The organism is Gilliamella sp. B2889 (genome assembly GCF_026536885.1).
In the GTDB taxonomy this organism is placed as follows: domain Bacteria; phylum Pseudomonadota; class Gammaproteobacteria; order Enterobacterales; family Orbaceae; genus Gilliamella; species Gilliamella apicola_E.
Window position 1 is genome coordinate 71,417 of sequence record NZ_JAFNNF010000007.1, and the last position, 21,650, is coordinate 93,066.

A 21,650-nucleotide genomic window follows, 5' to 3' on the forward strand; every position below is an offset into this window, starting at 1 on the left:
CTCTATATTTAGAGAGTTTTTTTTATTCCCAAAAATTGGATCTTCATTAATAATGATTAAACGGATTAATTTAACCAATTAATCCGTTTTTAGATTTAGCTGTCAGCTGGCGTTTCTATATCGGAATAGGTTGCTAGCATCTGCAAGAATTTAAATTTGGAATTAACCATTTTCGCAGATTGCTCATGCAAGGTATTAGCAATCACTGGCTCAAGTGTTTCTAAACGACGGAATCGCTGTTCTTTGAGTAACACATCAGATAATGATTCACTGTTTGGTGCTTTTGAGTCTAGCACTAGACCCGGTTTTCCTTCTTGCATACGACGAGGATCATAACGGTATAGTGGCCAAAAACCTGATTTTACTAAATCTTTCATTTGTTCATGAGATTTAGATAAATCATAACCATGTTCTTCACAAGGACTATAAGCAATAACGAGAGAAGGGCCGTTATAGGCTTCAGCTTCTTGTAATGCTTTTAGGGTTTGATTTAGTTGTGAGCCTAAGGCAACTTGAGCAACATAAACGTGACCATACATCATCACACTCACACCTAGATCTTTACGGGCTTTATTTTTACCTAAATCAGCAAATTTTGATACAGCACCCATTGGTGTAGCCTTCGATTGTTGACCACCAGTATTTGAGTAGCATTGAGTATCAAGAACTAAGATATTTACGTTTTCAGTGAGACTCATTACATGGTCTAATCCACCAAACCCAATATCATATGCCCAACCATCACCACCAATTGCCCATACTGATTTATCAATTAAGTAGTCAGCATCTTGTATTAGCTCTTTAGCTTCCGATGAGGTTAAATGAGCTAATTGTTGACGCAGTAAATTGACTTGCGTACGTTTTTCATCAATTGAAAGATCCGGAGATTGTAAATTGATTACAATTTCTGGTGAAATTTCGCCTGCAACATGTTCCAACAAACGTAATGCTCGTTTTTTATGTTGGTTATAGGTAATTCGATAGCCAAGGGCGAATTCGGCATTATCTTCAAATAATGAATTTGCCCATGCTGGTCCTCGACCATTATGATCGGTGGTATATGGTGTTGACGGTAAGTTACCCCCATAAATTGATGAACAACCGGTGGCATTAGCAATAGCGAGATGATCACCATATAATTGCGTTAATAATTTGATGTAAGGTGTTTCACCACAACCCGCACATGCACCAGAATATTCAAATAATGGTGTTAATAGTTGCGATGTGCGTATATCTATACGTTCGAGGGTTTTTACTTCACGATCTGGTAGTGCTGTAAAGTACTCATAATTAGTCCGCTGTGTTTCAAGATTATCAATGCGCGACTGCATATTGATAGCTTTGATATCAAAGTTATTGCGGTCACGTGAAGGACAAACTTCAACACACAAATTACATCCAGTACAATCTTCAGGCGCAACTTGTAATACGTAGCGTTGACCTTTCATATCTCGCGCTTTCACTTCTAGTGAGCTTAACGATTCTGGTTCATTAACTATTTCACTAACTACTTTGGCTCGAATAGCCGCATGAGGACAAGCTACTACACAATGGTTACATTGGGTACAAAGTTCGGGTTTCCAAATTGGAATTTCTTCCGCAATGTTGCGTTTTTCCCATTTAGTGGTGCCAACTGGCCATGTTCCATCGGGCGGGAACGCCGAAACGGGTAAAGTATCACCTAAGCCGGCTAACATTGTTCCAGTAACCATTTTAACAAAATCAGGCGCATTGCTTGGTACGACTGATGGGCGCAATGGGCTACTTTCATCAACACAACTTAATGGAATTTGTTCAAGTGATGCGATGGCTAAATCAAGCGCTTTCCAGTTATTTTCAACAATATCTTGCCCTTTACTGCTATAACTTTTGGCTATAACTTCTTTCAGTTGAGTGATACTGAAATCATTTTTAAATATTTCAGATAAATGGAAGAAAGCGGCTTGCATTACGGTGTTTATTCTTGCCCCTAAGTTACATTCTCGAGCAATTTTAGCCGCGTTGATAATATAAAAGTGTGCTCTTTTCTTAATTAATTGAACTTGAACTTCTTTGGGTAATCTATGCCAGACTTCATCCTTACTATAAGGCGTATTAAGCAAAAAGATTCCATCGTCTTTCAATCTTTCAACGATCTGATACTTGTCAATAAACTGATCTTGATGACAACCAATAAAATGAGCACTGGTGATTAAATAAGGTGAATCAATAGGCTCAAGGTTGACTCTAAGATGAGAGGTTGTTAAACCACCTGCCTTTTTCGAGTCATAAACAAAATAACCTTGAACATAAAACGGTGAGTTATGACCAATAATTTTAATATTATTTTTTGTAGCAGATACGGTTCCATCACTTCCCAAACCATAAAATAATGCTTCAAGTGCTGATTTTTGTGGTATAGATTGTTCTGGTAATGGTAATGATAATCCAGTTATGTCATCGTAAATACCAACAGTAAATCGAGGTTTTGGCTTCTCAATAGCTAATTCATTAAAAATAGCTAATACCGAGCGAGGATCGAACTCTTTCGAAGATAAACCATAACGACCACCAATAATTTGTGGTAAATAACTACGTTCACCGCGAGAAAAACTTTCAGCAAATGCTGTCATTACATCTAAATAAAGTGGTTCTGCTTGAGCGCCTGGTTCTTTGGTGCGATCCATCACCGCGATTTTTTTCACGGTTTGAGGAATAATATCAAGCAGATGTTTTGCTGAAAAAGGGCGGTATAATCTGACGATGACTACGCCAACTTTTTCATCATTTTTGATTAGATGATCAACCACTTCTTTGGTGGTACTGACCCCCGACCCCATAATGACAATAATACGTTGCGCATCATCTGTGCCATAATATTCGAAAGGTTTGTATTTTCTCCCTGTCTCTTTTTCAAATGCCTGCATCGCATCAACAACATGGTCGTAAGCATTTTCATAATAGGGATTAACGGCTTCACGACATTGGAAGTAGGTATCAGGATTAGCTGATGTTCCCCGTATTACCGGGTTATCTGGCGTTAATGCTCGAGCACGAAAAGCTTCAATAGCTTGATTAGGTAGTAAGTTACGAATTTGTTCATCACTGATTGGGTAAATTTTATTGACCTCATGTGAGGTTCTAAATCCATCAAAAAAGTGGACAAATGGCACATGACTATTGAGTGTTGCTATTTGTGAAATTAACGCTAAATCTTGAGCTTCTTGCACTGAGCTAGAACAAAGCATGGCGAAACCAGTTTGCCTGATTGACATGACATCTGAATGGTCACCAAAAATAGATAATGCATGAGTTGCAACAGTACGAGCAGCAACGTGTAAAACAAATGGTGTTAATTCTCCCGCTATTTTGTATAGCGAAGGAATCATTAATAGTAAACCTTGTGATGAGGTAAATGATGTTGCTAGTGCGCCAGTCATTAATGCGCCATGCACGGTCGAGATTGCGCCAGCTTCGGATTGCATCTCAACTACTTTTGGGGTATCACCAAATACGTTGGGCTTATTAAATTCTGCCCATGTGCTGGCTTGCTCAGCCATTGATGAACTCGGTGTAATTGGATAAATAGCAATGACTTCGTTTGCACGATATGCGACAGATGACACCGCACTATTAGCATCTGATATGATCATTAAAAAACCTTGTATTTTATCGTTTTATGACATTACTTAGTTATTATATTTTTTTGACTATTGTACCAGAAAGTAAGATAGCTTTTAGTTATTTTTGTGTTAAATTTTTCTATTATGACTATCTGTTTTTAATCATGACCAAGCGAATTATCATTGGTAAATCGAATTGCAAAAGTTGATGATTAAGCTAACTTAACAAGTTATTTAAGTTGAAGATTTTTTGAAGGTTTATCAATGAGTAGTATCAATAGCATTGATTAGATAAAAAGTTTATATTATCCAAATGGTTGGATAATATAAACGAATAGTATTATTTAATAATTACACGCTCAGTTGATGATGATGTTTTTATTTCACCTAGTAGCCAGGCTTTTTCACCATGCTCATTAAGCAAATTGATGGCTTGGTCAGCTAACTGTTTTGGTAAAGCGATGATTAAACCAACGCCACAGTTGAAAGTACGATACATTTCATGGCGACTGACATTACCTGCTTGTTGTAACCAATTGAAGATTGACGGCCATTGCCAGCTTAATTCATCAATAATCGCTTGAGTGTTATCCGGTAAAACACGAGGGATGTTTTCCCAAAAGCCACCACCAGTAATATGGGCAATTGCATGAACGTCGATTTTGGAAATCAAATCGAGAACAGATTTGACATAAATTTTGGTTGGAGCAAGTAGATGATCAGCTAATGGTTTTCCATCTAATTGTTCAGTAGCTGGATTTACACCACTCACTTCGATTATTTTTCGAACTAAAGAGTAGCCATTAGAGTGGGCGCCACTGGATGCAAGAGCAATTAAAGCATCACCATCTTGTACTTTACTCCCATCAATCATTTCTGCTTTTTCAACTACGCCAACACAAAAGCCGGCTAAGTCATAATCATCACCGTGATACATTCCTGGCATTTCAGCTGTTTCACCGCCAACTAAAGCGCAGCCTGATTGTTTACAACCTTCAGCGATACCTGTAACGACTGTTGCTGCAACATCAACATTAAGTTTACCTGTTGCATAGTAATCTAAGAAGAATAACGGCTCCGCACCTTGAACAATCAAATCATTAACGCACATTGCAACTAAATCAATACCAATTGATTCATGGCGGTTTAAATCCATTGCCAGACGTAATTTTGTGCCCACACCATCAGTACCTGATACTAAAATAGGTTGCTTATATTTTTGCGGAATTGCACATAATGCACCAAAACCACCTAGTCCACCCATAACTTCAGGACGTTTGGTCTCTTTTACAACAGATTTAATGCGATTTACCAGTTCATTGCCTGCATCGATATCGACACCGGCATCTTTATAGCTAAGAGATTTGTTATTTGACACGGGAGCAGTCCTTACAGTAGAAAAATTGTTTGATATTTTAGCAAGGATGAAATTTATTGGCGACTAATTATTGATAAAATAACTTATTAATTAAAGAGATTCATTGTTCTCAAACCAACTCTCTAAAATAATAATGGCAGAAGTTGCATCAACATGACCTTTTTCAAGCGCCCGATAACCACGTGAAGCAAAAATGTGTGATTTAGCCTCAACTGTGGATAATCGTTCATCTTGTAGATGTACTTGATAACCAAACATACCATGCAAACGGTTAGCAAATTTGCGAGCTCTAGCGGTTAAAGGTTGTTCTGTGCCATCCATATTTAATGGTAGTCCAACCACTAAATAATCGGGTTTCCATTCATTAAGTACTTTTTCAATCGCTTGCCAATTAGGTATGCCATCACGAGCTTTAAATGAACAAAGTGGGTTAGCGGTTTTGGTGATGTCCTGACCAATAGCTGCACCAATACTTGCAGTACCAAAATCAAATGCAATAATAGTTGCCATTGTCTATGCATTACCCATTTGGTGAGAAATAGTACTGATATTAATGCCCAATGATTCAGCCGCTTTTTTCCAACGATCCTCAATAGCCACTTCAAAAATAATTTGTGGATCAGCTTCGGTAACTAACCAGTCATTTTTGGCTACTTCACTTTCAAGTTGTAATGATTGCCAACTTGAGTAACCCAGTGCTAGAAAGATATCTTTTGGTTGTTCTGGAGAGCCAATCGATTTCAATGCGTCAAGTGATGTGGTTATCATCACATCATCTGAAATCTGTATACTTGATGCAAACCCCTTATGAGGCGTGTGTAAAATAAAACCTTGCTCCTCGGCAAGTGGTCCACCACAAAATACTGGATGCTCAAGTTCAGCACAACTTTTTGAGGCAGTGATTTCAAGACGGGACAATACGGTTTCAACATTGAGATCTATAATAGGCTTATTCAAAATAATACCCATTGCACCATCACGATTATGTTCACAGATATACACCACAGAACGACTAAATACTGAATCATGTAGTGTTGGCATTGCAATAATAAAATGATTTTTTAAATTCATACGCTCACATTGTTGTTAAATTATAATGCACATTTACCAATTTTGACTTTATGTTCTACATTACAACGCATTAATACTTCTGGATGATTGGTTTCTTCATTAATTGATTCACCAATAATTTCAAAATCCTGCGATAAGTAAAAGTTAATCGCATCACTATTTTGTTTATACACATGTACCAATAATTCATTGTGACGCTGTTTTGCTTTTTCAACTAGCGCAGCTCCAGTTCCTTGATGACGAAAACCTTCTTCAACAAAGAGTCCAGAAATATAATTCTCAGTTAAACCTATAAAACCTACTACGCCATTAAGATCTTGGACATAGATAGTTGACATTGGAATCAACATTTTAACTATATCGTAGTTCTGTTTAAAAAATTCAAGATCAATAAAGTTGTGAGCTTGTTCATTACCTTGTAGCCATATCTTCATAATGGCTTCTAAATCTTTTGGTTGGTATTCTCTAATCATTTTTTTAACTCTTCTTATTTAATCTTGATTCAATCGCGTCCATTAAAAGCCCCGTGATTGATAAATCTGGATGGGCAGTTTCAATTTCTCGTACACAAGTTGGACTAGTGACGTTAATTTCAGTTAATTTATCCCCAATTACATCAAGTCCGACAAATAAAAGTCCTTTTTGTTTTAATGTTGGTCCAATACTGTTGGCAATTTTCCAATCACTTTCACTTAAAGCTCTTACTTCACCATGTCCGCCAGCGGCTAAGTTTCCACGTGTTTCACCTTTTTGAGGTATCCGCGCCAAACAATAAGGAACCGGAACACCATCGACAACTAAAATACGTTTATCACCATCTTTTATTGCTGGGATAAAATTTTGCGCCATACAGTAACGAGTATTATGCTCGGTAAGTGTTTCAATTATCACAGACACATTGGGATCATCTTGTTTGATTCTAAAAATTGACGAACCGCCCATACCATCAAGTGGTTTTAAAATAATGTCATGAAATTGTTGGTGGAAAGCCTTAATTTGTGATGTTTGGCGAGTAACTAAAGTTTCCGGCGTAAAATCAGCAAACCAAGCAGTAAATAATTTTTCATTACAATCACGTAAGCTTTGTGGCTTATTAACCACTAATACGCCTTTATCTTCAGCGCGTTCTAAAATATAAGTCGCATAGATAAATTCGGTATCAAAAGGCGGATCTTTACGCATTAGTATCACATCGAGTTCACTTAATGCTATTGTTTGTTCGTCACCAAAATCAAACCAATGTTCACTATTGTTATGAACTGTTAGTATACGAGTGGTTGCACTTGCTTCACCATTACGTAAAAACAGATCATTCATCTCCATATAATAGAGTTGATAACCTCGCTTTTGTGCTTCAAGCAGCATAGCAAAGCTGGTATCTTTTTTTAATTTGATATGGCTGATGGGGTCCATAACAATACCAAGTTTAATCATGTTGACTCCTTACTGATTTTATCTGATTGCATTGAATTTGCTGTTGATGACTTGCACGCTTTTCTACCTATTTAATATAGCTTATAAGAAAACAAGGCCGAGCGTGGTTTTAGCAATAAAAATCAAGTTTTGAACTATCATACTCGTTACCGATTAATAAGCAAAGCAATCAATTGTTAACTCATTCATTTTGGGTGATTAACCTAAATCACCTAAACGAACTTGAAGGGCGGTTATGGCTGTTAGTGCAGCTGTTTCAGTTCGTAAAACTCGTGGACCGAGTAAAATATCTGTAAACTGATATTGATGCGTCATCTGAATTTCTTCGTTAGATAGCCCACCTTCTGGTCCAATTAATAAACTAATGTTTTTATCCTCAGACGACAGTTGATTTATGCCTTTTTCTGCTTTTGGATGTAAGCTGAGTTTTAAGCTATCAGTTAAACTTGCACACCAATTTTCTAATTTCATTACCGAGTTTACGGTAGGGATGATGTTACGCCCACATTGTTCACAGGCAGAAATAACAATTTTTTGCCATTGTTGAACCTTCTTTTCAAGCCTTTCTTGATCAAGCTTTACGCCACAGCGTTCAGAAAGTAGTGGGGTAATGGTACTCACGCCTAATTCAACTGATTTTTGAATAGTAAACTCCATTTTATCACCACGAGAAATAACTTGGCCTAAATGAATGTTTAAAGGTGATTCTCGATCATCAAAAACAGTCGTTGCTGTTTTTACAACAACGTTTTTTTTGTTTACTTCATGGATCACTGCTGGCGTAATTTGGTTAGAGCCGTCAAACAACGTCACTGATTCGCCAGGCTTCATTCTTAATACACGGATCAGGTGATTAAAAGCATTATCGTCCAAGGTAATTAAGCTATTTTGGGTGATGGTGTAGGGTTGAAAAATTCGAGTCATATCATCTTTTATTCACTATTATTTGAAATAAATTATAGCGTAATTTAATAAGATTCGGTAATCTCTATTTTAAACAATATCAATGCTTGGAATTGAATATGACATTAACGATTAAAGATAGAGTATTAATTGAATCTCTAACAGTTTATACCACAATTGGTGTTTATGATTGGGAAAAAAACATCAAACAGAAGCTAGTCCTTGATTTAGAAATGGCTTGGGATAATAAGCCAGCAGGAAAAAGTGATAATGTAGAATTTTGTTTAGACTATTTCGTTGTTTCACAATCAATAACATCATTTATTGAAGCAAATAAATTTGAGCTTATTGAAACGGTAGCTGAACGTGTTGCACAGTTAGTTATTGAACAATTTTCAGTTCAATGGTTAAAAATCAAAGTTTCAAAACCAGATGCGATTGCTAATGCAGGCAATGTTGCTGTGATTATTGAACGTAGTATTAATTAACTCAACAAATTAATGAATAAAAAAAACGAAACGCTAGATAAAGCCCTTAATGAGCGAAGTGATAATTTACATCATAGAGCTTTTAAAAATAGTGAGCCTTTTTCAATTAAATTGACTGACGCGCTACGTTGGCGCCTTAAACGTAAAGTCTTACCACCCAAAGCGGGATATCAAGTATTTAACCAAACTTGGTGTAGCTCAATTGATTTAAATTTAGAAGGTGATAGAGTCTGGTGGATAGGGCATTCAACTACGTTAATAAGACTTAATAATAAATGGATATTAACCGATCCGGTTTTTTCCAACCGAGTCTCGCCGTTCCAATTTATTGGCCCCAAACGACGAACTAAACCCGCTATTACTATCGATAAATTACCAACGATTGATGTAGTTTTGATATCGCATAGCCATTATGACCATCTTGATTTTAATAGTATAAGGCAACTGGTAAAACGTTTTCCACAAATGACTATTTTAGTTCCCCTAGGGCTCAAAACCAAACTATTAAAATGGGGAGCGAAGCAAGTTATTGAGTTGGACTGGTGGCAATCTTCTAATATTGGTGGAATAACGTTTACTGCGACACCAGCAAAGCATTGGAGTAATCGTGGTGCTTTTGATGTCAACAAATCATTATGGTGTGGTTGGATAATGCAGAATGATGACTCGCCGTTATCAAAAAATATCTACTTTATGGGGGATACCGGCTATTCAACCAGTTTAAAGAAAATTGGCGAAAGGTTTAAGCAAATCGATCTAGCCTTAATCCCCATCGGCGCATATGCACCGCGTTGGTTTATGCAATCACAGCACATCGACCCTCAACAAGCATTGCAACTGTATGATGAATTAAATTGCCAATCAGCGATCGCCATTCATTGGGGAGCTTTTGAATTAGCTGATGAATCGTTAGATGAACCACCGTTTTTATTAAATTCTTTGAAGAAAGGTCGTGCTTTTCACGTAATAAAAATAGGTGATAGCTTTGCTATCAATCAGTTTAATAATGCATTAGAATAATGAATAAATTATAGGATAACTAAATATTTGCGAGGGGATATGATGAAACCAGTAATTATCGCACTAACTTGCCTTACACTAAGTTTAAGTTTAACAGCTTGTGGTGGTAAAAATGATGAAGGCAAACAGTACCATTGGTCAAAAGCTCACGGTGTGCTTGAAGATTGCCGAGGGGTGATGAATAAATCAGAACAATGCCAAAAAAATTCAAACAATCAACAGTACTTATTCCAAATAGATAGGTATTAATATGAGCGCTTGGCTTGTTTATGCTTTGCTATCGGCAATTACCGCTGCCTGTGTTGCAATTTTAGGTAAAATTGGTTTACAACACCTTGATGCCAATACTGCAACAGCAATACGGGCTATTGTTATGGCGATTTTTTTAGTTGGCGTGGTTGCCGTGCAAGGAAAGCTAAATCTAATTAACACGTTCTTTAACGATAAGAAAGCATTACTTATTATCGCATTGAGTGGAGTCGCTGGGGCATTATCTTGGTTATTCTACTTCATGGCAATTAAAGAAGGTAAAGTCTCGCAAGTTGCCCCGATTGATAAACTTAGCGTTGTTTTTGCCGTAATTTTTGCTGTTATTATCTTTGGCGAAAAAATTTCATTTCTTTCAGCTATTGGTGTTGCCATGATTGCTGCAGGTGCTGTTTTAGTTGCGCTATTTTAATAAATTATTAAACAGCTCAACTGTCACATATTCACCTTTAGCAACATTGCCTCTTTCTTGCTCAAGGATGATAAAGCAGTTGGCATGATTAAACGACTGAGTTAGATGTGAGCCTTGTTGACCCGTTGAAGCAACTTCTAACTCACCTTCAGAATTAACTTGCAACACACCGCGTTGAAAATCTAATCGGCCAACACTTTTTTTAAGATTCGTTGCTGCTTTCACTTTAAATGACAGATTGTTAGAGGTTAAATGCTCTCCTGACAGTGCTAAAATTAAAGGCTGAACTAACTGATAGAAAGTGACCAATGTCGAAACAGGATTGCCGGGTAATCCACAAAACAGCGCATCACCTATCTTTCCAAACGCAAACGGCTTACCGGGTTTTATAGCAATTTTCCAGAAATTAATTTTACCCAGTGCTTCTAAAGCTGTTTTTGTATAATCTGCATCACCAACAGAAACGCCACCGCTGGTAATCACTAAATCAGCAAGTTTAGACGCTGTTTCAAGTGATTGCTTAATTCGGTTCGGATCATCGGCAATAATACCTAAATCGATAATTTGGCAATTTAATTTAGATAATAATAATTTTAGCGTAAATCTATTACTATCATAAATTGCACTTTTGTTTGTTAGCGGATCACCAATATCGGTTAATTCATTTCCGGTTGAAAAGATAGCGACTTTTATTTTTTTATAGACGACTAATTCAGTTATACCAAGCGTGGCTAAACTTGATAGTGTTGGAATGGTTAAACGTGTACCTTTAGTCACCACCACCGAATCTTGTTTAACATCTTCGCCGATACAACGAATATTGCTACCTAATTTAATATCACCTAAAAAATTAATACCTGACTCTGTTTGCTCTGTCTCTTCTTGCATCACCACAGCATCAGCTTGTTCAGGAACAGGCGCGCCAGTCATAATGCGTAAGCAACTCCCTGAAGGCCAATTCAGATTAGAGATATCATCTCCAGCAAAAATAGTATCAGCTAAAGGTAATAATTTCGATTGATTGATATCAGCTAACCTTACCGCATAACCATCCATAGCCGAATTGTTAAAACTTGGTACATTAATTGGAGAAATAACCTGTTCGGCAGTAACACAATCTAAGGCGTCAAATAATGCAACTTTTTCACTTGAAAGTTGATTGTATAATGATGATGCTTCAAGTATATTTTTTTTAGCTTGCTCAAAGGTTAATAACATAAATGAAGCTCCTTATAATTGATTATCCATTCAGGGAAGAGTGATATTGGCGAGTTATTAATTTTACAAAATTGAAATAAATAGGGTGCGGTATTAAACTGCACCCATTAAAACTTGATTATACATTAAATAAGAAATTCATAATATCGCCATCTTGCACGACATAATCTTTTCCTTCTGAACGCATTTTTCCTGCTTCTTTAGCACCTTGTTCACCACCATATTTGATAAAATCTTCAAAGGCAATGGTTTGTGCACGGATAAAACCTTTTTCAAAATCGGTATGAATTTTCCCTGCTGCTTGAGGTGCAGTATCACCAACCGAGATAGTCCAAGCACGAACTTCCTTAACGCCAGCAGTAAAATAAGTTTGTAAGTTAAGTAAACTATAACCCGCGCGGATAACTCTATTTAGACCCGGTTCGGTTAAACCAAGATCTTGCATAAATTCATCACGATCAGCATCATCAAGCTCAGCAAGTTCTGCCTCAATAGCAGCACAAACTGGTACTACGACTGCTTTTTCTTGTTCTGCGATGGCTTTCACTTTATCTAAAAACGGATTGTTTTCAAAACCATCTTCATTGACATTCGCAATGTACATAGTGGGTTTTAACGTTAAGAAACTAAGATATTTAATCGCATCTAGTTCTTCTTTACTTAAATCTAAAAGTAATAATTTTTTACCTTGTTCAAGGTGAGGAAGGCACTTTTCAAGAATCTCAAGTTCATATTTAGCGTCTTTATCACCACCTTTGGCTCGTTTTTGTAAACGGGTAATAGCGCGTTCACAGGCTTCAAGATCGGCTAACGCAAGTTCTGTGTTAATAATTTCGATATCTTCAGCTGGATCGATTTTACCTGCAACATGAACAATGTTTTCGTTTTCAAAACAACGAACAACATGGCCAATTGCTTCGGTTTCACGAATATTAGCTAAGAATTGGTTACCAAGTCCTTCACCTTTAGATGCACCTTTTACTAAACCTGCGATATCAACAAATTCCATGGTCGTTGGTAATGTTCGTTGCGGCTTAACAATTTCCGCTAATTGATCTAAACGCGGATCGGGCATTGGCACTACGCCTGTATTAGGTTCGATGGTACAAAACGGAAAGTTAGCCGCTTCAATCCCAGCTTTAGTTAGTGCATTAAAAAGCGTTGATTTACCCACATTTGGTAGACCGACAATTCCACATTTAAATCCCATATTGTTTATTACCTTGTGTTATAAAAATCTTAAACAATGATTATATACTAAATTGCACTAATTGTGCTAATGTTGATGATATAAGAAGATCGAAATCAACACTTAAAACGATACTATGCTTAATCTCAAAATAGTTTTATTAACAGTATGATTGTTAGCTAATTTTGAAAGGTTAATCCGAGCTGATATAATTGATTTTTTTTCACTCCATAAATTTCAGCAGTAATCGCAGCGGCTTTTTTTAAAGGTAGCTCATTTAATAACAGTTTTAGTGTATTAATTGCTTTTGCATCAATCACATCATCCGTTTTACTCACACCTTCGGCAATTAAAACGAATTCGCCTTTTTGTCGGTTACTATCTTCTTCTAACCATTCAATCAGATCTTTTATGGAAAAATGGACGATGGTTTCCCATGTTTTGGTCAGTTCTTTAGCTAATACAATCTGTCTATCGCTTCCCCAAATGGTTTGCATATCATGCAAGGTATCTAAAAGTCGATGCGTTGATTCGTAAAAAATCATAGTTCGTGGTTCATCAATTAATGTAGTAAGATAATCTTGTCGTGCTTTTGTTTTAGCCGGTAAAAATCCCTCATAACTAAATCTATCCGAAGGTAATCCAGCCACTGAGAGTGCTGCAATGGCCGCACATGCACCAGGGATGGGTACTACATTAATATTATTTTCACGGCAAGCTTTCACTAAATGATAACCGGGGTCATTAATTAATGGTGTGCCTGCATCAGATATTAACGCTATTGATAATCCTGATTTAAGTTTTTCAATTAATAGTTGTGATTTTTCTTGCTCATTATGATCATGTAAGGCGAACAATTTGGCTTTAATCCCCAAATGTTGCAAAAGCAGTCCACTATGACGGGTATCTTCAGCCGCAATTAAGTCAACTTGCTTAAGTGTATTAATCGCGCGAAGGGTAATATCATCTAAATTACCAATAGGTGTTGCTACAATATATAAAGTCATTATTTTGGGATCACTGTAAATTTTTAAGTCTTAAATATACTATACCAAATTTAATGTACATACTCCTAGTGCCGAAAAAAGGCTTAATCAATAAAACATAGACGGATAATAGGGCATTTATTAAACCAAATTTTAGCAATCATTTTATACTCAATTTGGTGACAGATTTCATCTAAAAATCGCCTAAATAACTTACAATAAGCAACATAAACTGTAAAATTTGCCGAATTTACAGTTTTTAAGCAATAAAAATGCTATTTTAGCTGTGATTTTATTGATTTAGCTTGCTGGTAATTAATATAATAGCTTTTTGTTATAAAAACGATAAAATGTTCGTATTAAAACTATATATATAAATGAAAGGTATTATTGTGAAAAAAATTCTCACATTAAGTTGTTTAAGTTTGATGATTTCTGCTTGTACGCAGACAAATCCAGCTGATATCGAAGATATATCTGATTCTTCGAGATCTTCTACCTCCTCGGTTTACACAAAACCGCCTGAAATTATTTCAAAAGGTAATCGAGCGCCATCATCTACATCAACTTATACACCATCGGCGCCAGCATCTCGTAATTCGACTAGCGGTTCAACTAGTCAAGGTGTTGTGACATCTAATGAACGTATTGTCTATAATCGTGATTATAATGATATTCCAAAAGGTGGCTATCAAGGTGATACTTACACCGTCAAACGAGGCGATACACTGTTTTATATTGCTTGGGTAACCGGTAATGATTATCGAGCATTAGCTGCTAAAAATAATATCAAAGAACCTTTTGCTGTTAGTGTAGGTCAAGTGCTTGATGTTAGCGGTGGCACAACGATCGTTGAAACTAAAAAAACCACATCAACGAATACTCCTGCTCAGACTAGTTCAACAAAACCAGTTGTAACAACAGTAACTACTACAACAACTACTACATCTGGTACTAATAAACCAACCAATACAGTTGAAACTACTGAAACTGTAACTGAACCGGCTTCAACCACATCGCCATCTAGCTCAACATCGAATGTTGCCAATATTACATGGCAATGGCCGGCACAAGGTAAGATCATTGAAAAATTTTCTAATGCCACTAAAGGTATAGATATTGCTGGTTCATTAGGCGCTAAAGTCGTTGCAGCAGCGGATGGTCGAGTGGTTTATTCTGGTAATGCATTACCAGGTTATGGTAACTTAATCATTGTAAAACACAATGATGACTATTTAACGGCGTATGCGCATAACCAAACTATTTTGGTTAAAGAACAACAAAATGTTCGAGCAGGTGAACAAATTGCGACAATGGGCGCAACGGGAACTTCATCAGTACGACTACACTTTGAAATTCGTTATAAAGCGCAATCAGTCGATCCATTAAAATACTTATCTAAATAATAAGTGTTTAAAACGATTAAAACGTTAAAAATGCACTTAATCAAACGTGCATTTTTAACGAAAGTCCAATTCATTTAACCATTTTATTTTACGTAACTAAGGAGTTATATTCATGGCAGTAAAAAAATTAGTTCTTATTCGTCACGGAGAAAGCGTTTGGAATCAAGAAAACCGTTTTTGTGGTTGGACTGATGTTGATTTATCTGACAAAGGTAACAAAGAAGCTGCTGAAGCAGGTAAATTACTAAAACAAGAAGGCTTTACATTTGACTATGCATATACTTCAGTTTTAAAACGTGCTATTCATACATTATGGCACATCCTTGATGAAGTTGATCAAGCATGGTTACCGGTTGAAAAGAACTGGAAATTAAACGAACGTCATTATGGTGCGTTACAAGGTTTAAATAAAGCAGAAACTGCTGCTAAATATGGTGATGATCAAGTTAAATTATGGCGTCGTGGTTTTGCTATCACTCCTCCTGCACTTGAAAAATCAGATGAGCGCTTCCCTGGTCACGATTCACGATACAGCAAATTACCAGAATCAGAATTACCATTAACTGAAAGCCTAGCATTAACAATTAAACGTGTACTTCCTTATTGGGAATCAACTATTGCACCACGTGTTGCAAAAGGTGAACGTGTTATTATTGCAGCTCACGGTAACTCTCTTCGTGCTCTAGTTAAGCATTTAGACAATATCAGTGATGATGACATTATCGATGTTAACATTCCAACTGGCGTACCATTAGTTTATGAATTTGATGACAATATGAAAGTTGTTAAACATTACTACTTAGGTAATGCTGATGAAATCGCAGCTAAACAAGCAGCGGTAGCAAACCAAGGTAAAGCCAAATAATTTATTCATCAAAAAGGTAAGTCGAGAGACTTACCTTTTACTTTTAGTGTTACTGATAATTACTATTTAACTTTTTGAGACGCAAATTTTGTCTAAAATTTACTATATTTATGGCGTAATGAATGCCGGAAAATCCACTGAATTACTACAAATAGATCATAACTATTTAAGTAATAATATGCAGACATTATTACTTAAATCATCGGTCGATACTCGCGACTCCGCAGTTGAGATTGTATCTCGACTTGGATTACGTAAAAAAGCATTACAACTTGATGATAATACTGTTGATGGTATTATTGAACAGATCAAACAAAATAACTATGCGTGTATTTTGATTGATGAAAGTCAATTTTTATCGTCCAATACCATATGGAAGTTGTCAGACGTATGCGATGAGTTTGGCGTTCCAATGATGTTTTTTGGATTAAAGACCGATTATATGGGACATTTGTTTGAAGGTTCGAAAACATTATTAGAAATTGCTGATAATTATAGAGAACTTAAAACCGTATGCTGGTGCGGTAAAAAAGCGACAATGATTCTGTTAGAAGGTGAAAACGGACAAATCGTTAAATTTGGTAATTCAATTCATCTTGGTGATAGTGAATACCATTCAGTTTGTCGAAAACACTGGAAAGCAGGGAAGGTAAGACCCAATTAACGCATATCCTTGCTTATGATGGATATATATTTTAATTATAATTATAAGGAATTAATCTCATGAAAATTAGAAATCTTACGTTAGCTCTAGCGCTTGGAGCAATCTCCTATTTTGCCAATGCTACACATTATATTATTACTGACACCGACATTCAAATTAGAAAAGGTGGCTGGGTAGTATCAAGTGATCAGCATGCAAAAGGTGCACCGAATTTTTATTTAAGAAATACAGTTCTTAGAGGTGGGCTTCAAAATGATGTTGAAGTTTTAACTATTAAAAGTGATGGATTGACTATTAAATTAAGCCCAACTCGTGGTCTAGGTATCCTTTCAGTTGAAGGTGATGGAGTCCGTTTAGGTTGGGATTCCCCGGTTGAAGAAATCGTTCATCCAAATAATATCAACTTAGAAAGCCGTGGTGGTAATGGTTGGTTAGATGGTTTTAATGAAATGATGGTTCGTTGTGGTTTTGAATGGACAGGTCATGCAGTACAAGCTGATGGAATGATGTATACCCTTCATGGACGTGCGCAAAATACACCTGTTTCAAAACTGTTTGTTGATATTGAAGACGAAGCACCATACACCATTACCGTTAGTGGTCTTATCAAAGAAAAAGCTTTCAAAAAAAGCAATTTAGAAACTTGGGTTAGAATTTCTCATGTACCAGGAACTAAAGAGTTTACTGTTCACGATACTGTGACTAACCAAGGTGATTACCCGCGTGATTATCAAATTATCTATCACAGCAATTTTGGTACACCAATCCTTGAAGAAGGGGCAAAATTTGTTGCACCTGTTAAAGAAGTTTCACCATTCAATGATTATGCGGCTACCGGCCTTAAAAATTGGCAAACCTATTTAGGACCAACAAAAAACTTTGACGAAATGGTTTATAACATCTTCCCTTATGCGGATTCAAAAAATCAAACTCAAGTGATGTTGGCTAACAAAGCAGGTGATAAAGGGGTTGGTATTTCATTTAATACTAAACAGTTACCAGTGCTTACATTATGGAAAAACACCGATACGCTTAAACAAGGTTACGTGACCGGTATTGAGCCAGGCACAAGCTTTGCTTATCCAGTTACTATTGAACGTGAACAAAAACGTGTTCCTCAATTAGAACCAGGTAAAAGCGCTGACTTTAAGCTAACATATAGCTTATTATCAAATAAAGAAGCTGTAAAAACTTATGGTGACAAAATTAAAACCATCCAAGGTAAACAAACTACAAAAGTAGTTGAACAACCAATGGCTAAAGAATAAGTTATATCAAATTCCACCGCTAACAAAAAGGTTAGCGGTGACTTTCACTCCGCGATTAAACAAATTCCCATACCTTAACGCACTAATCTAAGTTAAAATAAATTCAGAAATTTAACTGTAGGAATCAATATGAGAAGAATGATAGTTGGTATAAGTGGCGCAACAGGCTTTGCTTATGGTATAAAAGCTTTAGAACTCCTAAAACCAATGGACATTCAAACCCATCTTGTCATATCAAAAGCGGCCAAAATAACCGGGAATTACGAACATTCTAAATCCCAGTTAGCACAATTAGAATCTTTAGCCGATATGGTCTATTCGGTTGACAATATTGGCGCTGCAATTGCTAGTGGGTCATATAAAACAATGGGCATGTTAGTTGCACCTTGCTCGATGCGAACACTGGCAGCAATAGCTCATGGTCTATCTGATAATTTATTAACACGCGCTGCTGATGTCGTTTTAAAAGAGCGTCGTCGCTTAGTGTTAATGACACGAGAAGCCCCATTACATCTAGGACACATTAAAAATATGGAAGCGGTGACATTAATGGGGGGAATTATTTTTCCACCTGTTCCTGCGTTATATCAACATATTGAAAGTGTCGATGATATTATCACTCATAGTGTTGCCAGAGCGCTTGATCTGTTTGATATTGATGTACCTAGTTTACCGCGCTGGGGTGAGGATATGAGTCTTAATCAAAAATCTGAATAAAATAATGAAATCATCTGACCATAAAATCGTGCAATTTATTAAACAGCAACATGTGTTAAGTTTGAGCCTAATATTAGCAGAAAACCAACCATGGTCATGCAACGCATTTTATGTATTTGATGAAGTTAATTGGTGCTTATATTTCTTATCAGAATTGAAAACCCAACACGCACAAGCGATGCTAAAAAATCCTAATGTTGCTGGCACGATTAGCATTAGTCCAAAATCGGTTGCTAAAATACAAGGGATACAATTTACAGGCAATGCTCAATTGCTTGCAGAAAATCAAGCAAGTCATGCTTATAAACTTTATTATCATGCCTTTCCTTTTGCCAGAGTGATGAAAGCACCGATTTGGTCTATTCAATTGCAACAAATCAAGATGACAAATAACCTAATGGGTTTTGCGCATAAAACCCATTGGCAACGTAATGAAGACCTTTAAAAGCAGACTTAGCGTTTGAAAATAAACATCATCCAGCGAATGATATTAACATCGAATTATTTTGGGGGGATTCCTTCTTCGAATTCAGGATAACCATCACAAATAATATCCCAATTCGCTTTTGAACCGGTATAAATATGAATACGCTTTTCCGCATTAATTGGTTCATTAATTAGGCCAATACGTAATCGATAACTACCATTATCACGACTAGAAAAAAGGTGTGAACCACATTGACCACAAAAATGGCGATTAACGCCTGAGCATGAAAAAATTTTTATCTTTTCTTCGCCCTTAATAAAAGTTAAATCTTCCTTGTTAATGGCTGTTGCAGCATTAAAAGCTGAACCTGTTTGTTTGCGACAACGCGAGCAATGACAATACACAATTGTTTTAATCTCATTATTTAGTTGATAGACAACCTCGCCACATAAACAACTTCCTGTCATCATAATTTATTTACCTTTTTTATTTATCATTTGTTAACACATTATAAAGACAGATAAAAATAAGTTACAAGTAATTTAAAAAATAGATAAAAAAAGTTGAGGAGCGGGGTTTTTGAGGAAAAAAAGCACCAATAATTAGTGCAAATAATCAAATAAACTAAATTTACTTTTTTATTTATCCGATTTATTCCCTTCAAATACATTAAAATCAGAAATAAGTTGGAAATAATTTAAAAAATAGAAAAAAAGTTGAGGAGCGGGGTTTTTGAGGAGAAAAAGGCACCAATAATTAGTGCCTATAATCGAATACCTTTTTATATAAGAGAAAAACGGTCAGCATTTTTCAATAAAATAGCGCATTATGCGATTATCGGTCGTTAGTTCGGGATGGAATGAGCAGACTAAAATATTATTCTGCTCTGCCATTACGCAATGATTATCAATAAAAGCAAGTTGTGTGACTTGCTTGCCCGCCTTAGCAATATAGGGCGCTCGGATAAAAACGGCTGGAACTTGCTTGCCAATAGGTGCAATATCTAACATCGTCTCAAAGCTAGCAATTTGCCGACCAAATCCATTACGTTCAACCACAATATCCATCAAACCCAGTTGTTCAACTTCGCTATGGCTTGTTTCATTACCGCAAAGCACCAAACCCGCGCAGGTACCAAAAATCCCTTTACCTTGCTTGGCAAACTCTTGGATTGGTTCAAATAAGCCATTTTGCCGAATTAAACGACTTATTGCAGTTGATTCACCACCCGGAATAATTAAACCATCAACTTGACGCAATTCCTCGGCCTTTTTTACTGCAATTGGGATGACTAAATCAATAGTTGCAAGCATATTTAAATGTTCAGTCACTGCGCCTTGTAAATTAAGCACACCAATGGTTTTACTTGCTTTTGAGCTCATTACCAACCTCGCTCCTGCATTCTTTCAGATTCGCTTAATTTACTGATTTCGATACCTTTCATCGCTTCACCTAATCCTTTTGAAAGTTCAGCTAATCTTGGATAATCGTCAAAATATGTTGTTGCTTGAACGATTGCTTTAGCAAATTTTTCCGGATTTTGCGATTTAAAAATACCTGAACCAACAAACACACCATCGGCACCAAGTTGCATCATCAATGCAGCATCAGCAGGCGTAGCAATGCCACCAGCAGCAAAATTAACAACCGGTAGTTTACCCAGTTGTTTGATTTGTAATATCAACTCATAAGGTGCACCAATCTCTTTAGCAAATGTCATCAACTCATCTTTTGATTTACCAACAACTAAACGAATTTGTTCATTTACTCGGCGCATATGCCTTACTGCTTCTACAATATTACCTGTTCCTGGTTCACCTTTGGTGCGTAGCATCGAAGCTCCTTCACCAATTCGACGCAGTGCTTCGCCTAAGTCACGACAACCACAAACAAAAGGTACGGTAAATTCATCTTTCAATAAATGATATTGTTCATCCGCTGGTGTCAGCACTTCGCTTTCATCAATATAATCTACGCCCATGGACTCCAAAATGCGTGCCTCAACGATATGACCGATTCGCGCTTTTGCCATAACAGGTATGGTAACTGCTTTCATCACTTCTTCAACGATTGTTGGATCAGCCATTCGTGCTACGCCTCCAGCAGCGCGTATATCAGAGGGAACACGTTCTAAAGCCATTACAGCCACTGCACCTGCTTGCTCAGCAATTTTTGCTTGTTCGGCATTAACTACATCCATAATCACACCGCCTTTTTGCATCTGTGCCATGCCACGTTTTACTGTTTGTGTACCTGTTTTCATGATTACTCCTAATTAAATAAAGTATTATTCAAAATAAAATTGCTACAATAAACAGCCAATTGGACTATAATT

23 protein-coding genes are annotated in these 21,650 nt (G+C 36.5%); 10 read left to right on the forward strand and 13 right to left on the reverse strand.

Annotated elements, in window-relative coordinates; translation table 11 throughout:
* Positions 1-95: 95 nt before the first annotated feature.
* From nifJ to rsmE, 7 genes are all read right to left on the reverse strand, one after another.
* Complete coding sequence (nifJ, locus tag J3U09_RS10135) at positions 96-3,632, reverse strand: pyruvate:ferredoxin (flavodoxin) oxidoreductase (RefSeq protein ID WP_267358131.1); 3,537 nt, start codon at positions 3,630-3,632, stop codon at positions 96-98.
* Positions 3,633-3,942: 310 nt separating this feature from the next.
* The gene (gene purM, locus J3U09_RS10140; protein ID WP_267330717.1) at positions 3,943-4,980 is read right to left on the reverse strand and encodes a phosphoribosylformylglycinamidine cyclo-ligase; all 1,038 of its coding nucleotides are present in this window, start codon (positions 4,978-4,980) and stop codon (positions 3,943-3,945) included.
* A 90-nt stretch (positions 4,981-5,070) separates the two neighbouring features.
* The gene (gene ruvX / locus J3U09_RS10145) at positions 5,071-5,490 is read right to left on the reverse strand and encodes a Holliday junction resolvase RuvX (RefSeq protein WP_065562647.1); all 420 of its coding nucleotides are present in this window, start codon (positions 5,488-5,490) and stop codon (positions 5,071-5,073) included.
* 3 nt (positions 5,491-5,493) lie between these two features.
* A complete protein-coding gene (locus J3U09_RS10150) occupies positions 5,494-6,051 on the reverse strand; it encodes a YqgE/AlgH family protein (protein WP_065562646.1) in 558 nt (185 codons plus the stop codon).
* Between the two features lie 20 nt (positions 6,052-6,071).
* Complete coding sequence (locus J3U09_RS10155) at positions 6,072-6,524, reverse strand: GNAT family N-acetyltransferase (protein ID WP_065562645.1); 453 nt, start codon at positions 6,522-6,524, stop codon at positions 6,072-6,074.
* Between the two features lie 4 nt (positions 6,525-6,528).
* Positions 6,529-7,485 (reverse strand): glutathione synthase, encoded by a 957-nt coding sequence (gene gshB, locus J3U09_RS10160; RefSeq protein ID WP_267358133.1) that lies wholly within the window; start codon positions 7,483-7,485, stop codon positions 6,529-6,531.
* A 198-nt stretch (positions 7,486-7,683) separates the two neighbouring features.
* Positions 7,684-8,409 (reverse strand): 16S rRNA (uracil(1498)-N(3))-methyltransferase, encoded by a 726-nt coding sequence (rsmE, locus tag J3U09_RS10165; RefSeq protein WP_267358135.1) that lies wholly within the window; start codon positions 8,407-8,409, stop codon positions 7,684-7,686.
* Between the two features lie 98 nt (positions 8,410-8,507).
* Here rsmE and folB point away from each other — a divergent pair, with 98 nt between their 5' ends.
* From folB to J3U09_RS10185, 4 genes are read left to right on the forward strand one after another with little or no spacing between them, the layout of a single operon-like run.
* Positions 8,508-8,876, forward strand: coding sequence for a dihydroneopterin aldolase (gene folB / locus J3U09_RS10170; RefSeq protein WP_065562642.1), 369 nt, complete (start codon positions 8,508-8,510; stop codon positions 8,874-8,876).
* Positions 8,877-8,888: 12 nt separating this feature from the next.
* The gene (locus J3U09_RS10175; RefSeq protein WP_065562641.1) at positions 8,889-9,896 is read left to right on the forward strand and encodes an MBL fold metallo-hydrolase; all 1,008 of its coding nucleotides are present in this window, start codon (positions 8,889-8,891) and stop codon (positions 9,894-9,896) included.
* Positions 9,897-9,935: 39 nt separating this feature from the next.
* Complete coding sequence (locus J3U09_RS10180; RefSeq protein ID WP_141673930.1) at positions 9,936-10,145, forward strand: hypothetical protein; 210 nt, start codon at positions 9,936-9,938, stop codon at positions 10,143-10,145.
* Position 10,146: 1 nt separating this feature from the next.
* Complete coding sequence (locus tag J3U09_RS10185; RefSeq protein ID WP_065562639.1) at positions 10,147-10,575, forward strand: EamA family transporter; 429 nt, start codon at positions 10,147-10,149, stop codon at positions 10,573-10,575.
* On the opposite strand, the gene moeA is transcribed toward J3U09_RS10185, so the two are convergent.
* The 3 genes from moeA to rsmI form a co-directional block, all read right to left on the reverse strand.
* A complete protein-coding gene (gene moeA / locus J3U09_RS10190; RefSeq protein ID WP_267358137.1) occupies positions 10,567-11,793 on the reverse strand; it encodes a molybdopterin molybdotransferase MoeA in 1,227 nt (408 codons plus the stop codon). The genes J3U09_RS10185 and moeA overlap by 9 nt on opposite strands.
* 118 nt (positions 11,794-11,911) lie before the next feature.
* Positions 11,912-13,003 (reverse strand): redox-regulated ATPase YchF, encoded by a 1,092-nt coding sequence (gene ychF / locus J3U09_RS10195; protein WP_220225946.1) that lies wholly within the window; start codon positions 13,001-13,003, stop codon positions 11,912-11,914.
* 158 nt (positions 13,004-13,161) lie between these two features.
* Complete coding sequence (gene rsmI / locus J3U09_RS10200; RefSeq protein ID WP_065562636.1) at positions 13,162-13,989, reverse strand: 16S rRNA (cytidine(1402)-2'-O)-methyltransferase; 828 nt, start codon at positions 13,987-13,989, stop codon at positions 13,162-13,164.
* Between the two features lie 371 nt (positions 13,990-14,360).
* On the opposite strand from rsmI, the gene nlpD reads away from it, so the two are divergent.
* From nlpD to J3U09_RS10230, 6 genes are all read left to right on the forward strand, one after another.
* Positions 14,361-15,374, forward strand: coding sequence for a murein hydrolase activator NlpD (gene nlpD, locus J3U09_RS10205; RefSeq protein WP_256122072.1), 1,014 nt, complete (start codon positions 14,361-14,363; stop codon positions 15,372-15,374).
* A gap of 112 nt (positions 15,375-15,486) precedes the next feature.
* A complete protein-coding gene (gene gpmA, locus J3U09_RS10210) occupies positions 15,487-16,239 on the forward strand; it encodes a 2,3-diphosphoglycerate-dependent phosphoglycerate mutase (protein WP_065562634.1) in 753 nt (250 codons plus the stop codon).
* Between the two features lie 88 nt (positions 16,240-16,327).
* Positions 16,328-16,903, forward strand: coding sequence for a thymidine kinase (locus J3U09_RS10215; RefSeq protein WP_065562633.1), 576 nt, complete (start codon positions 16,328-16,330; stop codon positions 16,901-16,903).
* Positions 16,904-16,962: 59 nt separating this feature from the next.
* The gene (locus tag J3U09_RS10220) at positions 16,963-18,171 is read left to right on the forward strand and encodes an aldose 1-epimerase family protein (protein ID WP_267358138.1); all 1,209 of its coding nucleotides are present in this window, start codon (positions 16,963-16,965) and stop codon (positions 18,169-18,171) included.
* A 129-nt stretch (positions 18,172-18,300) separates the two neighbouring features.
* A complete protein-coding gene (locus tag J3U09_RS10225) occupies positions 18,301-18,888 on the forward strand; it encodes a UbiX family flavin prenyltransferase (protein WP_220225950.1) in 588 nt (195 codons plus the stop codon).
* Between the two features lie 4 nt (positions 18,889-18,892).
* Positions 18,893-19,333 (forward strand): pyridoxamine 5'-phosphate oxidase family protein, encoded by a 441-nt coding sequence (locus tag J3U09_RS10230; protein ID WP_267358139.1) that lies wholly within the window; start codon positions 18,893-18,895, stop codon positions 19,331-19,333.
* A 56-nt stretch (positions 19,334-19,389) separates the two neighbouring features.
* Here the strand turns inward: J3U09_RS10230 and J3U09_RS10235 are convergent, their stop codons facing one another.
* From J3U09_RS10235 to pdxS, 3 genes are all read right to left on the reverse strand, one after another.
* Positions 19,390-19,785 carry a GFA family protein gene (locus tag J3U09_RS10235; protein WP_267358140.1) on the reverse strand — a complete coding sequence of 132 codons (396 nt, stop codon included), beginning with the start codon at positions 19,783-19,785 and terminating at the stop codon, positions 19,390-19,392.
* A gap of 330 nt (positions 19,786-20,115) precedes the next feature.
* On the reverse strand, positions 20,116-20,697 hold the full coding sequence (gene pdxT / locus J3U09_RS10240) for a pyridoxal 5'-phosphate synthase glutaminase subunit PdxT (RefSeq protein WP_267358141.1): 582 nt from the start codon (positions 20,695-20,697) through the stop codon (positions 20,116-20,118).
* Entirely contained in the window at positions 20,697-21,581 is an 885-nt protein-coding gene (pdxS, locus tag J3U09_RS10245) for a pyridoxal 5'-phosphate synthase lyase subunit PdxS (protein ID WP_176713947.1), read from the reverse strand. The genes pdxT and pdxS overlap by 1 nt, the downstream gene beginning before the upstream one ends.
* Between the last annotated feature and the right edge of the window lie 69 nt (positions 21,582-21,650).

Bases quoted from the DNA above. Each gene is read 5' to 3' on its own strand.
- J3U09_RS10220 (WP_267358138.1), top strand. From the start codon at position 16,963: ATGAAAATTAGAAATCTTACGTTAGCTCTAGCGCTTGGAGCAATCTCC.
- J3U09_RS10155 (WP_065562645.1), bottom strand. From the start codon at position 6,524: ATGATTAGAGAATACCAACCAAAAGATTTAGAAGCCATTATGAAGATA.
- folB (WP_065562642.1), top strand. From the start codon at position 8,508: ATGACATTAACGATTAAAGATAGAGTATTAATTGAATCTCTAACAGTT.
- J3U09_RS10230 (WP_267358139.1), top strand. From the start codon at position 18,893: ATGAAATCATCTGACCATAAAATCGTGCAATTTATTAAACAGCAACAT.
- rsmE (WP_267358135.1), bottom strand. From the start codon at position 8,409: ATGACTCGAATTTTTCAACCCTACACCATCACCCAAAATAGCTTAATT.
- J3U09_RS10235 (WP_267358140.1), bottom strand. From the start codon at position 19,785: ATGATGACAGGAAGTTGTTTATGTGGCGAGGTTGTCTATCAACTAAAT.
- moeA (WP_267358137.1), bottom strand. From the start codon at position 11,793: ATGTTATTAACCTTTGAGCAAGCTAAAAAAAATATACTTGAAGCATCA.
- J3U09_RS10185 (WP_065562639.1), top strand. From the start codon at position 10,147: ATGAGCGCTTGGCTTGTTTATGCTTTGCTATCGGCAATTACCGCTGCC.
- ychF (WP_220225946.1), bottom strand. From the start codon at position 13,003: ATGGGATTTAAATGTGGAATTGTCGGTCTACCAAATGTGGGTAAATCA.
- ruvX (WP_065562647.1), bottom strand. From the start codon at position 5,490: ATGGCAACTATTATTGCATTTGATTTTGGTACTGCAAGTATTGGTGCA.
- rsmI (WP_065562636.1), bottom strand. From the start codon at position 13,989: ATGACTTTATATATTGTAGCAACACCTATTGGTAATTTAGATGATATT.
- gshB (WP_267358133.1), bottom strand. From the start codon at position 7,485: ATGATTAAACTTGGTATTGTTATGGACCCCATCAGCCATATCAAATTA.
- J3U09_RS10175 (WP_065562641.1), top strand. From the start codon at position 8,889: ATGAATAAAAAAAACGAAACGCTAGATAAAGCCCTTAATGAGCGAAGT.
- J3U09_RS10225 (WP_220225950.1), top strand. From the start codon at position 18,301: ATGAGAAGAATGATAGTTGGTATAAGTGGCGCAACAGGCTTTGCTTAT.
- gpmA (WP_065562634.1), top strand. From the start codon at position 15,487: ATGGCAGTAAAAAAATTAGTTCTTATTCGTCACGGAGAAAGCGTTTGG.
- J3U09_RS10180 (WP_141673930.1), top strand. From the start codon at position 9,936: ATGATGAAACCAGTAATTATCGCACTAACTTGCCTTACACTAAGTTTA.
- nifJ (WP_267358131.1), bottom strand. From the start codon at position 3,632: ATGATCATATCAGATGCTAATAGTGCGGTGTCATCTGTCGCATATCGT.
- pdxT (WP_267358141.1), bottom strand. From the start codon at position 20,697: ATGAGCTCAAAAGCAAGTAAAACCATTGGTGTGCTTAATTTACAAGGC.
- J3U09_RS10150 (WP_065562646.1), bottom strand. From the start codon at position 6,051: ATGAATTTAAAAAATCATTTTATTATTGCAATGCCAACACTACATGAT.